12 protein-coding genes are annotated in these 15,203 nt (G+C 56.5%); 7 read left to right on the forward strand and 5 right to left on the reverse strand.

The window, feature by feature from the left end; genetic code table 11:
* Positions 1-12 precede the first annotated feature (12 nt).
* The 4 genes from AC2A04_RS18005 (at position 13) to AC2A04_RS18020 (ending at position 4,410) form a co-directional block, all read left to right on the forward strand.
* Positions 13-1,065, forward strand: a complete 1,053-nt coding sequence (locus AC2A04_RS18005) for a hypothetical protein (RefSeq protein WP_484213740.1) — start codon at positions 13-15, stop codon at positions 1,063-1,065.
* 13 nt (positions 1,066-1,078) lie between these two features.
* Positions 1,079-2,245, forward strand: a complete 1,167-nt coding sequence (locus AC2A04_RS18010) for a glycosyltransferase family 4 protein (RefSeq protein ID WP_484213741.1) — start codon at positions 1,079-1,081, stop codon at positions 2,243-2,245.
* A complete protein-coding gene (locus AC2A04_RS18015; protein ID WP_484213742.1) occupies positions 2,235-3,020 on the forward strand; it encodes a WecB/TagA/CpsF family glycosyltransferase in 786 nt (261 codons plus the stop codon). The genes AC2A04_RS18010 and AC2A04_RS18015 overlap by 11 nt, the downstream gene beginning before the upstream one ends.
* Positions 3,021-3,348: 328 nt before the next feature.
* Complete coding sequence (locus tag AC2A04_RS18020; RefSeq protein ID WP_484213743.1) at positions 3,349-4,410, forward strand: hypothetical protein; 1,062 nt, start codon at positions 3,349-3,351, stop codon at positions 4,408-4,410.
* 22 nt (positions 4,411-4,432) lie between these two features.
* On the opposite strand, the gene AC2A04_RS18025 is transcribed toward AC2A04_RS18020, so the two are convergent.
* The 3 genes from AC2A04_RS18025 to AC2A04_RS18035 all read right to left on the reverse strand — a co-directional run bounded on the left by AC2A04_RS18025 (position 4,433) and on the right by AC2A04_RS18035 (position 7,870).
* On the reverse strand, positions 4,433-5,578 hold the full coding sequence (locus AC2A04_RS18025) for a glycosyltransferase (RefSeq protein ID WP_484213744.1): 1,146 nt from the start codon (positions 5,576-5,578) through the stop codon (positions 4,433-4,435).
* 17 nt (positions 5,579-5,595) lie between these two features.
* Positions 5,596-6,678: a glycosyltransferase gene (locus AC2A04_RS18030; protein WP_484213745.1), complete on the reverse strand. Its 1,083-nt coding sequence runs from the start codon at positions 6,676-6,678 to the stop codon at positions 5,596-5,598.
* A gap of 424 nt (positions 6,679-7,102) precedes the next feature.
* Positions 7,103-7,870, reverse strand: coding sequence for a metallophosphoesterase family protein (locus tag AC2A04_RS18035; RefSeq protein ID WP_484213746.1), 768 nt, complete (start codon positions 7,868-7,870; stop codon positions 7,103-7,105).
* Positions 7,871-8,658: 788 nt separating this feature from the next.
* Between AC2A04_RS18035 and AC2A04_RS18040 the strand changes: the two genes are divergently transcribed.
* Positions 8,659-10,275, forward strand: coding sequence for a TolC family protein (locus AC2A04_RS18040; RefSeq protein ID WP_484213747.1), 1,617 nt, complete (start codon positions 8,659-8,661; stop codon positions 10,273-10,275).
* Between the two features lie 474 nt (positions 10,276-10,749).
* Here AC2A04_RS18040 and AC2A04_RS18045 read toward each other — a convergent pair whose 3' ends face one another.
* A complete protein-coding gene (locus AC2A04_RS18045) occupies positions 10,750-11,181 on the reverse strand; it encodes a hypothetical protein (RefSeq protein WP_484213748.1) in 432 nt (143 codons plus the stop codon).
* Between the two features lie 426 nt (positions 11,182-11,607).
* Positions 11,608-12,492, reverse strand: a complete 885-nt coding sequence (gene galU / locus AC2A04_RS18050) for a UTP--glucose-1-phosphate uridylyltransferase GalU (RefSeq protein WP_484213749.1) — start codon at positions 12,490-12,492, stop codon at positions 11,608-11,610.
* A gap of 783 nt (positions 12,493-13,275) precedes the next feature.
* On the opposite strand from galU, the gene AC2A04_RS18055 reads away from it, so the two are divergent.
* Positions 13,276-14,661, forward strand: coding sequence for a sugar transferase (locus tag AC2A04_RS18055; protein ID WP_484213750.1), 1,386 nt, complete (start codon positions 13,276-13,278; stop codon positions 14,659-14,661).
* 309 nt (positions 14,662-14,970) lie between these two features.
* Positions 14,971-15,203, forward strand: a 233-nt coding sequence (locus AC2A04_RS18060; RefSeq protein ID WP_484213751.1) for a transposase, incomplete at its 3' end; no start/stop codon positions are given.

The following is a 15,203-nucleotide window of genomic DNA, read 5'->3' on the forward strand; positions in this document are numbered from 1 at the left end:
TTGAGGTAAGCAATGTCAAGCGACAATAACCTGACCCGAGCTGTCGAGCGCTATCTGGAGCGCAATCATCCTGCCGCATTCGGCTTTTGGACTGATGCGCACGATATCCCCGAAACTTCGATCCAGTCGCTTTGCGATGTGTTCTACATATTCCATATGCTTGACATCGCAGGCAAAATTAGCCCGGAAGCAGCGCAGGCCTTCGTCCGCCGCATTGCCACCGTCGCCTTGGCCGGAAGCCTTACGGAGCCGCCGGAAGGCGCAAAGCAGGTCAACGTTCACGGTACGGCATATGTGCTGGGCACTTTTCGTCTGTTGCAATTGGCAGGCTTGCTAAACGGCGAGATCGATTTACCAGGTCGGCAATGGGACATGTCGCAGCTGTTCGACGCGACCTGGCGACCACGCTGGCCAGCCAAGTACTCGCATCACAATTGGCGAGTGAGTCATTGGATCGGTGGATCGGTTTCGATCGTTGCCAACCTGCACCTGCTTTGCCCGACGCGGGCTGCGCGCGAGAACGTTCCAGCGCTCAACACGGTACTTGAGCGAGCCAACAGTCTGATTGATCCGCGGACAGGCGTGCTGAAGTGCTATCGTAGCGACCTGCTCCAAATGGTGTTCCGGAACCTCTATCGCCTGCGCCATGATCCGGATGCTGGGGATGTGGGCGGCGTCGTCCACCTGCACTGGGTCAACTACGCAAATGGAAACATGCCCTACAAAGCCAGGGGCCCGTTGCTTGCAACAGCCACGCGGTTGCTTGATCACCGCCCGTTCCAGGAAGGGCACCCCTACTGCCTCGACTTCGACGTGCTGCAAATCGTGCGCACAAGTCTGGGAGACAGTCCGGAGCCAGAACCTGCCCTGATTGAGCGAAGCAAGGCCTATGGGAACGATATCGAAAGTTATCTGCTGAACTCGATATCGCAGTCCTACTCCCTGCATGCATTGCCTGGAGCACTGGCAACAATGCATGAGGCTGCATTGCTGCAAAATTTACCTTTTATTTCACGTGACGGGGTTAGAGTTGTCGACATCATCAAGGATTCTGGCTGGATCTAAACAAGGCTTCCCCATGAACAGTGCACTCGATTCCAGACCCAAGATTTACTGCATCGGTTCGTTCATGAACGCCGCCGGAGCTCAAGAAGCACTAGTTCGCGTGTCGAAACAATTGCGCAGGCGCGGCTATGACACGCAGGTCCGGTTTTTTTATCTGGAAAAGGTTGCGTTTCGCGACGAGGCTCAAGTGAAGGTCATTTCGCCCGTCCCGCGCCTGAGCGCGATGGGTTATATCAAGGCCTTTTACAAGCTTTGGCGAGAACTCGTCCATGAAAAGCCCCAGGCAGTGATTTGCTTCATGCCACTGGGTTCGGTGCTCGGCACACTTGCTGGTTACGCGGCAAGAATTCCGATCCGCGTCGCTTCTCATCGCTCGCCCGGGCCGACCTTTGGTCGCACCATGCGACTGTTGGATCGCCTGCTGGGTAATACCCATGTCTACACTTCGATCGTCTGCGTATCAAAATCGGTGCTGGATTCTTTTGCCGATTATTCAGCGCGCTATCGCCGTAAGATGACCGTTGTTCAAAACGGCATCGAATGGCGCAAAACCTCTTTCGATCGCCACGCGGTCCGCGATCGCCTGGGTCTGCCGCAGGACCAGACGCTATTCCTCGCAATTGGCCGCCTGTCTTACCAGAAGAACTATTCTTTTTTGATTGATCGGGTCGCTGAAACGCCAGACATGCATCTAGTGATTGCCGGTGACGGCGAGCTCCGCCCGCAGATCGAGGAACAAATCCGCCAGCACGGCATCGGCCACCGCGTACACATGCTGGGCGTTGTCCCGCACAACGATGTTTATGACCTTCTGCCCGCAACGGACGTTTTCGTGATGCCCACACTGTTTGAAGGCATGTCGAATGCGACGTTAGAGGCCATGCACGCCGGACTGCCAATTGTATCGAGCGACGTCGTGATGCAACGCGAGGTACTGGTGAAGGACGATGGCACTGCGGCAGGTCTGCTGGTCGGGCTCGATGATCCCGTTGGATGGGTCAAGGCGCTGACCTTGCTTAACACGAACTCCGATGAGCGCAAGCGCTTGGGCTTGCTGGCCTTGGACCATGTCAACGCCTCGTTCAGCCTCGATTCGATGACCGATGGGTTCGAGGGCCAGATTCGCACAGGTGCCGTTGGAGCTTCGATGACTACGAGGATTGCGAACAGTGCTGCCTGAGCAAGTGCCAGATACCGTCATTACCGGGGGTATCCCGATCCGTCGTTTGAATGCTCGCCAATGGTGCGACCTGCTGGTGCATGATGTGGGAGCGCGCAAAAAAGGAGCGCTCAGCCGCCCGCGCGTGGTCACCACAGCCAATGGGCAAGTCATTTCGTTGTTCGCCAGCAACGCGGCGTTCAATGCCGCCGTGCTTTCCGCCGATCACGTCGCCGCCGATGGCATGTCCATCGTTAATGCATCGCGTAGGTTCACCAGCACTCCGCTGCCCGAGCGCGTCGCGACGACCGACTGGTTCCACGATGCAGCAACCACGGCTGCAGAGAACGGGATCACCTTCTACATGCTGGGCAGTACCCCCGAGGTCAACGGGGCTGCGATTAAGAGGATCAATGAACTTTACCCAGACCTTAAGATTGTCGGCTCGCGCGATGGGTACTTTCGTGATGACGATCTCGAGGCAATCGCAGAGGATATCGACCGATCGGGTGCCGACGTGCTATGGTTGGGGATAGGAAACCCGCGGCAGTTGCTGGTCGCGCACAAGCTGAAAGACAGGCTCAAGTCTGTCGCCTGGATTCGAACCTGCGGAGGCCTCTACGATCACCTGGCAATGATCCACCCCCGGGCGCCCGCGGTGATGCAGGCGCTAGGATTGGAGTGGGCCTGGCGCGTGGCTATGGAGCCCCGACGACTGTTTTGGCGCTATTTCACAACCAATATCCATGCGATGTGGCGGCTGCGGTTTCATTCGCGCACCGTTCACAATGCCTAGCGCATCGTGATTGGACCCGGTGATCCAGGCCGGGGAGCATTTTCGAGGTGCCTTCCCGATGTATTGGTCCACCCCTCGCCCTCTCGGCCGTTTGGCATGGTCCGTTCTGTCGCGCGCACTGCCTGTGGCACTGCTCGTCGGTATTCCCATCGGCTGCCACGCCAACGAGACCCCACCTGCGGGGGCCAATACCCAAGGCGGCGCCGTACCTACAGGGCGTATCTACCACGTTACCACTCTAGCAGACAACGGGCCTGGCTCCCTACGTGAGGGCATTTCGGGTCGCCCTGGCGTCGTTATCGTATTCGATGTGGGCGGGACGATAAGATTGACAAGTGATCTGAAGTTGTACCAACCGCACGTCACGATCGCCGGACAGACGGCGCCGGACCCGGGTATTACAATCCACGGCACCGTGCGCATTCGCACCCATGATGTGGTGATCGGGCACATCGCCGTTCGCCCCGGAGCCGGCGCTACGGCCAAGGAAGATTCCAACCGGGACGGGATCAGCCTCGATGGGAAACCCAGCGACGCGGACGATCACGTCTCGCGCAATATACTTCTCGAGAACGTAAGTGTATCCTGGTCAACCGACGAGCTTGTGAGCCTATGGTATCCCACCACCGGACAGATCACAATTCGCGACAGCATCCTTGCACAGGCGTTGAACAATGCAGGACATCCAAAGGGTGCACATGCAATGGGGCTGCTGATCGGCACCGGAGTGCAAGGGGTCGAGCTAACCGGCAATCTGCTCGCCGCCAACCGCTTCCGCAATCCGGCGATAAGCGAAGGGGCCAGCGTTCTCATGGCCAACAATTTTGTATTCAACGGTGGCCAGAACTTCGTTCACACCTACCCACGTGACATCAGTGCAGACACATCGATCGCCATTATCGGGAATGTGTTCCAGGCGGGCCCTGATACCAAGCGCAAAATCAAGGCAGTCAGCGTTGATGCCATGTCAGCAGCCCCTTCGGTCGACAGTATATTTCTGCATGACAACCGGTTCGACATCGGTCCACTTGGCACTGTCAGCCAGATCGCCCCTGCGGTGATGGTCTCCGATAAGTCGCCAGTCCAAAGCCTGTACACGGTGCGCCCGGTGGGTCAGGTCAAGGCCAGCGTAATGACCTATGCAGGCGCGCGACCAGCAAATCGCGACCCGATCGACAGGGCGATTCTTGCCGGCGTGGAGGCCAGGACATTGCGAATCGTAAATGCGGATCAGATCGCACCGTTGCCCGCTGAGATTAGCGAACGAGCTTGGGCCGAGCCTGCCCATCCATTCACTCGGGCATTGAACGGCCTCTTGGCGATAACCAACGCACTGTGCCGCGATCATCTTGCCATGGGCGGCCGCTCAAGCTCGACTTGTTCACGCTAACAGCTTATATTCGAGGTATTTTCTACAAGACTGCCCGGTAGATGTCTTCGATCCGTTCTGCATGACAGGCGATACTTAGTTCCCGGGCTTTAGTCTGGGCCTTTGCACCGACCGCAGCGGCGAGCGCGCGATCCTCAAGCAGTGTTCTGCATTGGGCTATCCATACATCGAGGTCATAGGGGTCGAGAACATAGCCATCCTGGCCATGGGTGATAAACTCGCGCAAGCCTCCGTCGGACGACACCAAAGTGGGCACGCCGACAGCCATCGCTTCCAATACATTGCGCGCCAGCGGTTCCTTTATGGCCGGAGCCAGGATCACATCACAAGCGGCCATCCAGTCCAGCACCGGACGGACGAATCCGGGCATGAAAATGCGTTCGGCCAGCCCCGCTACTGCAATTTTGCCGTCAATCTCGGTATCACGAGGTTCCGCCGGCGCGCCGCAGACGAGACCGTAAACCGGGCGCCCACCCACCACATCCCCTAAGGCGCCGACAATATCGGAAATAACATGAGCACGCTTGCGCTGGGTTAGGTTGCCAAAAACGCCTACCAACGCAGCGTTTTCGGGACAACCCAGCCGGGCGCGAATCGCAATTCGTGCCTCGGCGCGCATCGCCTCATCGTAGAACTGTTCCAGGGCGTTGAACTCCACTACGCACTTGCGTTGGACCCAGGGCGGCAAAATCTCCTTCGAATACGTCGAGACCGAGATAATGCGCCGTGCAGGCACCATTGCTGCCTGGACGGACTTGCCTGTGGGCAGCGCTGCGCGCCAGTGGGCGATCAACGGGGTGCCAGTCAGCGCAGCAGGCAAGGCCCAGGTCCGCAACATCGACAAATCATTGGTGTGAATGATATCGAACTTCTCGCGGCGCAAAAAGGCCAGGCAACCTGGCAGGGCGCGCAAGTGATCGAGGCGGAAGCGATCGGGCCGCGAATAGCCTGGGTGGCTTGAAAGAGCCGGCAGTTCGAGTGTGGTCAAGCCTCGCTGGGCGGATTCGTCGAAAGCGCGGCCTGGACCGTGCGTAGCGACGATCATTTCGTGGCCACGATCCTTCAATCCGCATGCCATTACGAGCGAAGACATGTTGCTGCCGCCGAAGCGGTCGCCGGTATAAGGAAACAGCACCTTGAGTGGTTGGCCCGATGCAACTGCCTGCATAATTTCCGCTCGCTTTCCTAAATGCCCATGATGGCGCGATAGCCGGCCACCGCACTATCGATGCTGAAAACAGCGGCGCGGGCGCTGACGGTGCGGCTGGCCTCCTCAGATCCGATCGTGGCGGCGATCGCGTCGGCCAGGCCTGCGGCATCGCCAACGGGGACCAGTGGGCCATAGCGGCCATGATCGAGAATTTCTGACGGTCCACTTGGGCAATTGGTCGCCACCACAGGGCAGCCACAACTCATCGCCTCGACCAGCACGTTAGGGAAACCTTCCCACCGCGACGAAAGCACCAGCAGGTCAGCCCGTGCCATAGCCGCGAAGGGATTGTCGCAAAAACCTGGCAGGCTAATGTCCCTCCGAAAGTCACTGGCCGCCACTACCGCTTCCAGTTTACTCCGTTCCGAACCTTCTCCGAAGATGATTAACCTGCCCTGATGGTGCCGGCGATATTGAAGGAAGGCTTCGATTAAAACTCTGAAGTCCTTTTGCGGATGCAGCCGACCGACCGCTATGATTACCGGATCGCCATCATCCTCAAGCCACGGATGCGGACTGGGTAGCGCAGCGCGATCGAGTATCGTGCGGTCGTAGACCGGGTTATGGACATAATGTACCCGCTCAGCTGGCAGTTTTGCCAAGGCCCGTACATCGTCCGCCACACCGTCGGACACAGCAATAACCCCGTCCGCCTGTCGATAGAGGCTCGGAACCATTGCAAAAGTCACCATCTCCCGCAGCCCCCGCGCCGTGGCACGTTTTTCCGAGATCTGGTTGCGCTCAGAAATGAAGGTGGGCGTGTTGCGGAAGTAGATCATCCGGGCGATACAGGTCGCGACGTTCACATGAGTGAGTGCCGCGAGCACGGCGCGCGGGGCCAGTTCCTGCACTTTGCGGCCGATCTTGCCGACCGAGGCCATTACAGAACGGCCATTGAGCACGTGCACGTCGACGCCAGTCGGTAGGTCCTTCAAATATTCACCTGCACCCTGTATTAACACCAGCGAGACCTTTAGCCCGGCATCTGCGAACCCCTTGGCTAATCGCAGCATCGCACGTTCTGCCCCTCCCCCGCGCACGTCATGCAACACGATCACCAGGTCGCAAGCAGTTCGGTCCACGTCTACCTCGCAATAAGTTAGGATCTTGGCCTAGCGCGCGAAGACCTGCTGCCGCTCTTACATTCGAGTTGGAGAAGCACACAACAGAAATGTTCCGCAGTGCAGCATCGCTATAGCCCTACGTTTCTTTGATCAGCACGAACCGCAATCTAACAGCCCGGCGACGCATGACAAAATTTATCCGAAACGAGCCGCCAATAATGCGGCGGCCTCGGCGCAAGTTAATGCTGCTAGTGAGGTTTCAGAGGCGACCCACTAGGCAGAAGGCGTGTTCAGTTTTCGTGCAGCGCTTGCCGCCCGGAGCAAAAAGGCCGTGTCAAGAACAGGCCACCTGGGGCAACATCGCCGTCCTCCGGTTCATCCCAGGATACCGGCGCGTACTGCTCCCTAAGTCTCGAACTCAGGTGACTTCGAGGCTCCAGGCTTGCTCGTCCTGCACGATCAACCCGGTTAACAGACCGCTTTTATAGGCGCCGGTATCAATTCCAATGCGGTTCGCAGTCACGGCGATGGTTTCGGCGATACTATGCCCGTGCACAACAACCTTGCCATGGAACCGCTTGCTTTTGAGGAATTCCGAGCGAATCCAGATCAAATCATCACGATATTGCGCTTCGAGTGGCACGCCAGGCTTAACCCCTGCGTGACAAAAGAAATAGTCTCCCGACGTCAGGCTGACAGGCAGGCCACGCATCCACTCTACCACCGGTTCACCTAATGCCTCGACCAGCTGATCGGCAAAGACCGCTTCGTTAGCATCTGGGTCAGGTATGGTCAGCCGGAGATTCTCGACAGTCGCATGACCACCGAGCTTCAACCAGGCACCAATCGCCCCAGGCCGACAATCGATGCAGTCGAGCAAGAGCGATTCATGATTGCCCATCAAAACAACGAAGTGTGGGTTGTCGCGGATCTCGTAAAGCGCGCGCAAGATCTGCAGGCTACTGGGACCCCGATCGATCACGTCACCCAACAAGATTATCTGCCTGTTTTTGGTGGGAGGAAGTCCGTTTTGCACCACCTTTTCGAACGCGTAGATCATTTCCACCAGAAGCTTCCCGCATCCGTGCAGATCGCCGATCGCCAGAATCTGCACGCCTGGATCGGTGCATGGCGCAGTGCGCCAGAATGCGTGCGGAATTTCCAAGGGGGCGAGGCGATATGGCATAGAGCCAACACTTTAGACCGGATCGCCGTTTGGGCAATCGCCCAAAGGCAATTCAATGGATCATTCTCTGACTCATAGTCACACACTTTTTGCCGCACGGAAAAGCCGGGGCAGACGAAATCAAGCTGACGGTGGAGGCGGCGCAAATCAGGAAACAACCCAAGCGTCGAACCTGAGGCATGCTGACTTTTCGTATGTCGATTTTGATCGGACTCTCGGAATTTTTGCAGGATGCAACATCCTACCCAGACATCGCCGCCGGCAGGCGGCGAACCAAACGCCTTTGACCGGAACCAACCAGCACAATCGGCATATCTATCCCGTTCCAACCACTAGCATGGCGGTAATGCGGTGGCCGTTTGAGAGGCGCTCGGCCCTGACGCAACGACAATCGTTGTGGGCTATTTGGTAGCTGTCCAAGTTTCGATAACAGCGGCCAGCCCGTCCGCTCACGTTCCTATAGCAAGCGTAAGCGGTTCAGGCATCACAATTTCCTGGCATCCGGTGTCCCTGAACTCCCTTATCACCTCATACGGGCCAAGAAGTCCTGCAATACGGTTACGGCGTGCCACGCCTGCGCATATGAGGTAGTTGAACGGCTGGTGCTGAAATTCTTCCACTTGCGTGGTAGAACCCCTTGCGTGTGTTAGGTGGCTCTGTGCAGAAATGGCACAGCGATTCGGATCGGAAGGCGGGCTCATCAATAATATTATGTCAGTTTCAACGTGTTAACACGCGCGACGGGAAGTTTTGCCGACCTGCTTCAGGAATCTCCCTGCGGCAAGGTCTTGCTGCCGGGGCTCATTGCTTTGCTGCTTACCTGTTTTCCGGGATCGGCCGGTTGGGCATCCGCGCAAGGTTACGCCGCCGACTCTGCTGAATTAGCTCCCGCCGCAGTTGACCAGACGCTTGATGCGCTTGCTGTCGGCGACGAACTGAAGCCCTCGTTTCTACAAGATCCCAGCAATCCAACAAGCAATAGTCCGGTACCGGTTACCGACCACCGAGCGGCATTGCGCGAGGCTTACTGGAACAACCCCAAGCTTCTGTCCGAGCGCGCTCGGCTGCGCTCAACGGATTACAAAGTGCCGCTCGCGCGGGCCGAGTTTGGCCCAAAGGTCGATTTTCGGGTGGGGCGCGGCTATCAGCGGACTAACCGGGTTTCAACTCTCGCCAGCACATCTGAGGCAAAGGCCGCGTGGATTACAACCGCTTCGGTTATCCTCACAATGCCGCTTTATACCTTCGGCAGGCTCGCTGCAGATGAGCGCTCGGCTTGGGCAGAGATTGCCTATGGCCGCGCGTCACTGCAGTCAGTCGAGGCAGATACATTATTTGATACGCTCAATTCCTACAACATTTTGATGCGCGACCGGCAAGGCGTCATCATTGCTCAGGACAACCTGAAACTCCTTGAGCAGGAATTGCGTGACAACAAGGCACGGTTCGCAGTCCGCGAAGTGACCATAACAGATGTTCAGCAGGTCGAAACGCGGCTGGAACAGGCAAGGGCGCAGCTCTATGCCGCGTTGCGGGAGACCGCTGCCAGCGAAGCGTCGTTTTTGCGCGTAATCGGGGGAGTGCCAGGAACGACCCTCGCGCCCCTGCCAGAGTTGGCCATGCCGGTGCCCACACTCACTGCGGCCTATGCTTATGCTGACAAGCACAATCCCGTGATCAAGGCGGCCTTGGCACGTGAGCGGGTTTCACGCGCCCAGCGCGATGCCGTCAAGGCGGCACTGTTGCCGCGAATCGACCTGTCTGGTTCTGCCCAGACCTCGATTGGCCAACCCTTCAACGCCCACCGTGAGACCGACTTTCGTGGCGAAGTAATTGTTTCAGGACCGATTTTCCACAGCGGTGCCAATGTGACACGGATCGCGGAGGCCGATGCCGCAAATGATGCCGATTGGCGCTTGATTGATAGCGCTCGCCGCGACATCCACAACGAAGTTGCCGATGCCTGGAACGAATGGCGGACCCAACTGGCCATGATCGATCGCTACAAGCTGGCGGGAGAATCGGCCGAGGCAGCGTATCAAGGGGCCCTGCTGCAAGAAAGGGCAGGGTTGCGCACCACTCTCGACGTGCTCGATCTTGCACGCGAAATCTTGCTGGCCAAGAGCAGCTACAACAATGCGCTCGCCGCCACCTTCACCGCCAACCTCCGGCTGGTGCAGGCGTTAGGCGTGCTGAAATTTGAACGGCTGTTGCCTGAGGATGACAGTTACGATCCCGAACAGCACCTAAACCAGGTCAAGAGCCGCAACGATTTGCCGATCGTTACGCCCTTGCTGCGCGCGATCGACGGCGCAACAGCATCTTCTTCGGCTCGTCCATCGCGCGATCCAGCAGCCCAAACCGGGATTAAGCAGGTTCTAATGGGTCCTCCTGCGGGAAATTAGGGTCGGATCCAATATCAGACCTTTCAAGGACACCGATCGTGAGTGCTGCCCCATCGAGGAGACAGTGAGAAAGCTGATTGCTTTTGGCTTTCCGATACGCAGGGGCTCGGATCGAGCCTCTGCTTCCGACCGATCTACACGGGGAGGCGCGAGGGGAAGATGGTCGTATGTTGAGTGAGATCGTCCACGCGCATCGCTGTGGCGGTCGCTGGGCTGAATGTGCTGACGCTTATGGACCGAAGAAGACGCTTTATATCCGCTTTGTCCGATAGTCCGTGCATGGTATCTGGAAGGGCAACTTCGACGCGCTAGCAGGAGCAGGACAAGCTCTTCATCAAGAGCAGTTGTATCAAGCTTCACCGCTGCGCCGGAGGCGAAAGAGGGGGCCTTGGTTCATCGTATCGGCTCCACAAAAGGCGGACGCAACATCAAGCTCCACGCCTTCTGCGACGAGAAGGGCTTCCCTGCGTCCTGCTATTGGCGTCCGGAAATGTTTAAGGTTGCAAAGTCGCCAAACATTGCATCGAGGCAATACCGACATCCGCCGAACTGGACGCCGACAAGGGATACGACAGCCAAGCTTTGCGGGAATGGCTGATCGAACGCGGCACCAAGCCTGTCATTCCGCCTAGCAAAAACCGCACGATCCAATAAGATCACGACCACGCCATCTACAAACAGCGCAACGTCGTCGAGCGCATAATCTGCCGCTTTCAGGACTGGGGCCGCATCGCCACCCGCTTTGACCGCAACATCAAAGACTTCATCGGTGCCATCAGTCTCGCAGCCGCCGTCACCTGTGGCCGTAGTGAGTCCCGATCCTATATAATAAGTCTCGGGACCGGGCAGCAGTAACCAGATGGTCCTTAGGGATGGAGAGGGCCTGAGAAACGAAAATTGATCCATCATCGCGCCGATCCGCGTGACGTTCTGACGTTCAGCGGATTGACGATACTGACATCAAGCGCATTTCTCTGCAACTTCCGCATTGGCCCGCCAAGCTTGATGCATCCGTATCTCTTCGGACTGAAAAGCACGGGTACCGGACCTCGTGCCTTCCCGGGGCCCCGACCTTTGCAAACGAGATCTGCAAGATCGCGCCTAGACGCATCACCAGACCTTTGTAGCATTTAGACGCGGGGAGAAGATCATTTCACCAGGGCCAACTGGCGATTAACGAAAACGATGGCATCGCTGGCCCTGACGGTCGCGCTGTCGCGCCGTGAACGACGGGTGAGCAAATTCACGAAAACCAGAAAACACCGCCGATATGGGAAGCAAGTGTAATGCCGTCGGTAAAGCCTCCTGCTTTCAAAGAATGACTCAGCAAACTTATCGCTCCAGGAGGCGGGTCATTAACGTACGCAAATCGCCTGACATATCTTCTCGCTCAAGAGCCAGTGAAAGTGTCGCCTCGACAAAGCCAATTTTGCTACCGCAATCGAAACGTCGACCGGCAAACGTTACTGCGTGAAACGGCTGTTGTCCGATCATCCGGGCCATGGCGTCAGTAAGCTGAATTTCACCGCCAGCTCCGGCATTCTGGCTCTCGAGGGTCCGCATCACTTCGGGTTGGAGAATATATCGACCGGAGATAATCAGGTTTGATGGAGCATCTTCTAGACGCGGCTTCTCGACAAGGCCGGTCACTTCCGTCAGCTGATCGTTAACCCTTGCTCCTGGCGATATCACGCCATAGCTCGAGACCTCGTCGTCTGGAACCTCCAGAACGGAAAGCAAGTTTCCGCCAACTTCGTTGTAGGACTCGACCATCTGTTTCATGCAACCCGGCGAACCCACCATCATCTCATCCGGCAAGAAAATGGCAAATGGCTCATTCCCAACGACGGCTCGAGCGCACCAGATCGCGTGACCAAGGCCCAATGGAACTTGTTGCCGAACTGTCATGAGGTTGCCTGGTGCTATGCGAGTAGGAGCGAGAACATCCAGAGCCTTGCCCCGCTCGGTCATCGTATGTTCAAGTTCGTACGCCGTGTCGAAGTGCTCGACGATCGCTGTTTTGCCGCGCCCCGTCACGAAAATGAATTGTTCAATGCCTGCCTCTCGGGCTTCGTCCACTGCATATTGAATCAGCGGCCGATCAATAATAGGCAACATTTCCTTGGGTATTGCTTTCGTCGCCGGAAGAAAACGCGTGCCGAGGCCCGCAACCGGGAATACAGCCTTCCGGATGGGTGTGCGCTTTTCGTGTAGCATTTACAAATACCTCGCCAATCGAATCTCTCAGGAGATATAGTAACCATAAAAAAGTTACAAACTGGTGAGTGACCGACATTCGTCCTTGGTGATATGTTCAAGATTCTTGAACGACAGTCAGGTGGTGCAGTGCAAGGCAATGCGAGGGGCCTCTTAGTGACAGTATTTAACAGACAGCAGTCATAGCCTAACGATCGGCAACTGCGGAGCTCGGTGGTGTGGCGCGTGTGGAATTTTGTGGGATTATACTCCACCGCTTACCAAAGGCTGTTGCGCTCTACCAGACCCGCACACGCGAAGGCGATATCGGTGTTTTGACGGCGTCGAGCCACTCTGAGAGTCCTCGCCTGACGATCAAGCATCAAAGCCCCTGTATGCCCCCTTGCCTGATCGGGTGGGCCGCGGCATAGTGGTCACGGTGATCGCATAAGCCTCTTGATTCGGATCACACCCGAACGTCCAGCAGTGATTGTCATATTCTCACCCCCCTCTGGCAAAATTTTTGCCAAGGGGTAATATTCAGCCTCATGTAAATCTCCGGCAGTTCGGAAAGGCGGGTACGTTTGTATCGCCGCTCATCCTGAAACAGGCACAGTTGATCCCGTCAGCAGCGATCGCGATGAAAAAGCACTCTAGCGTGAGAAATTGTGCAACGCATCGCGAAAAAGGCCGACGCAAACGGGGATGGCCCCTTGCTTTCTTCGCAAGTGCAGCATAAGCTGTCTGCAATCGAAAAAATGTGAGTTGAAGAGCCAAGGTCGCGCGAAAGTTGGAGCTAAACAGATGAACCAACAAGTGAGCGTTGCATTGGTGGCAGACCACCTGGATCTCGGTCGGCCAGCGCCCATCCCGAGGGACAAGCTTCGTCTGATTGTCGCCGCGTCGCTTGCGACGGCAGATTTCCTGTCGCTCTCTCTAGGCTATTTCATCACAATTTTCCTTTTTGACACAAATGATAATGCACTTCCATCCGCAAAGCTTTCGCTCGCGTTACTTGCGGTAAATATGTTATTCTCTTTTACATTAAGAACTTGCACCGATAATTGCCTAATAAAATTTTCAGACTCAATTAGAAGAGCCGGAGCATCGTTTGTACTCAGCCTCATGTTCATGAGTCTCATGATAGGGAATCTGACTCCAAATTTGGGTCATGTCGGCATCTTCATCACGAGTGTTACCGCGATTGCAATTGTTTCCATGATCGTTTGCCGGGCGGCGGTCGTTTCTTGGGGGAAAAAGCTGCTGTCAGGAACGTTATATTCAGTTTTATGCCTTTCTGACGGCAAATTCCCGACCTCAATTTCCCGAGATATGACAGTCGATTTGGGCGCAGCATTTGACCCGGCCAACGCAACGGCTGAGGACTATCATCGTCTTGCGGGCATACTCTCTTCTGCTGATCGCGTGGTCGTGCGCTGTGCACAGGAAAAACGAAGCGTTTGGACCCACGTCCTGCAAGGAATGAATGTGCATGCCGAGATTCTGGCGCCAGAGATGTCGAAGGCTTTAGCTCTTGGGCATTATGCCGGTCGCGCAACATATGTCGTTGCCAAAGGCCCACTCAACTTGCGTGACCGGTTGATGAAGCGGCTATGTGATATAATCCTCTCGGCGTTGGTCCTGATGGCGCTGTCACCGCTTATGGTTTTCGTAGCCTTGGCCATTAAATTCGAAAGCCCGGGACCGGTCTTCTTCGTACAGGACCGCATCGGTCGTCAAAACCGACTTTTTAAAATCTACAAATTCCGGTCCATGTACCACGGGAAATGCGACTTCAGCGGTGCCCGGTCCTCCAGCCGGGACGATGATCGCATAACGCGCGTTGGCCGATTTATTCGCAAGACAAGCATCGACGAATTACCCCAGCTATTCAACGTTCTGTTTGGAACTATGTCGATAGTCGGCCCTCGACCTCATGCGATCAGTTCTACCGCCAAGTCAAAACTGTTTTGGGAAGTAGACGCGCGCTACTGGCATCGCCACGCGTGCAAGCCGGGCATCACGGGGTTGGCTCAAGTTCGTGGTTTCCGTGGCGCGACGGTGCACGAGCGTGATCTCACTGATCGTCTAGAGTCCGATCTTGAGTATCTGGGAAATTGGTCGCTGTGGAATGATCTGATGATTATGATGCGCACGTTTGCAGTCGTCATGCATAAGAACGCATTCTAGCACTAGTTTGGCAGAAGCGTGAAATGCATGGCTAATAGGCTTCCACCGCAGTGAGGCATCGACGTGGCGAAAGTCGCGTTATTCGCTCAACGATGGCCTGTCGGAGGGCGCGCATGTTCGGTTCAGGCGGCGGTCGGAAGACTCTTTTTTTTCGGCCCGCCTGCGCGAGCGTTTGTGTTTGCAGGAAGGCATTGGCCCTCATTGTCATGAGAATATGGCGATGCTGCCCCTGATCTGATCCTGGAAAACTGGATCGTTTCGAGTTAGAGTCATTCGCCATGCTCTCCCTGGCTGGAGTAGCGAAAGACGATGAAGGCATCGAAGTTTTCTGGCGCCCAGAGGGCGTTCATCCTGGAGCAGGGCGCGAACGGCGTTCGAGTTGCGGACATCTGCCGCAGGGCCGGGATCAGCCAGGCGACGTACTGCAACTGGAAGAAGAAATACGACGGCATGCTGCCACAGGATATGCGCCGGTTGAAGCAGCTCGAGGACGAGAACAGTAAGCTGCACAAGCTCGTGGCGGATCTCTCGCTCGACAAGGA

Source organism: Novosphingobium sp. HNCC26DJ243 (assembly GCF_057180545.1).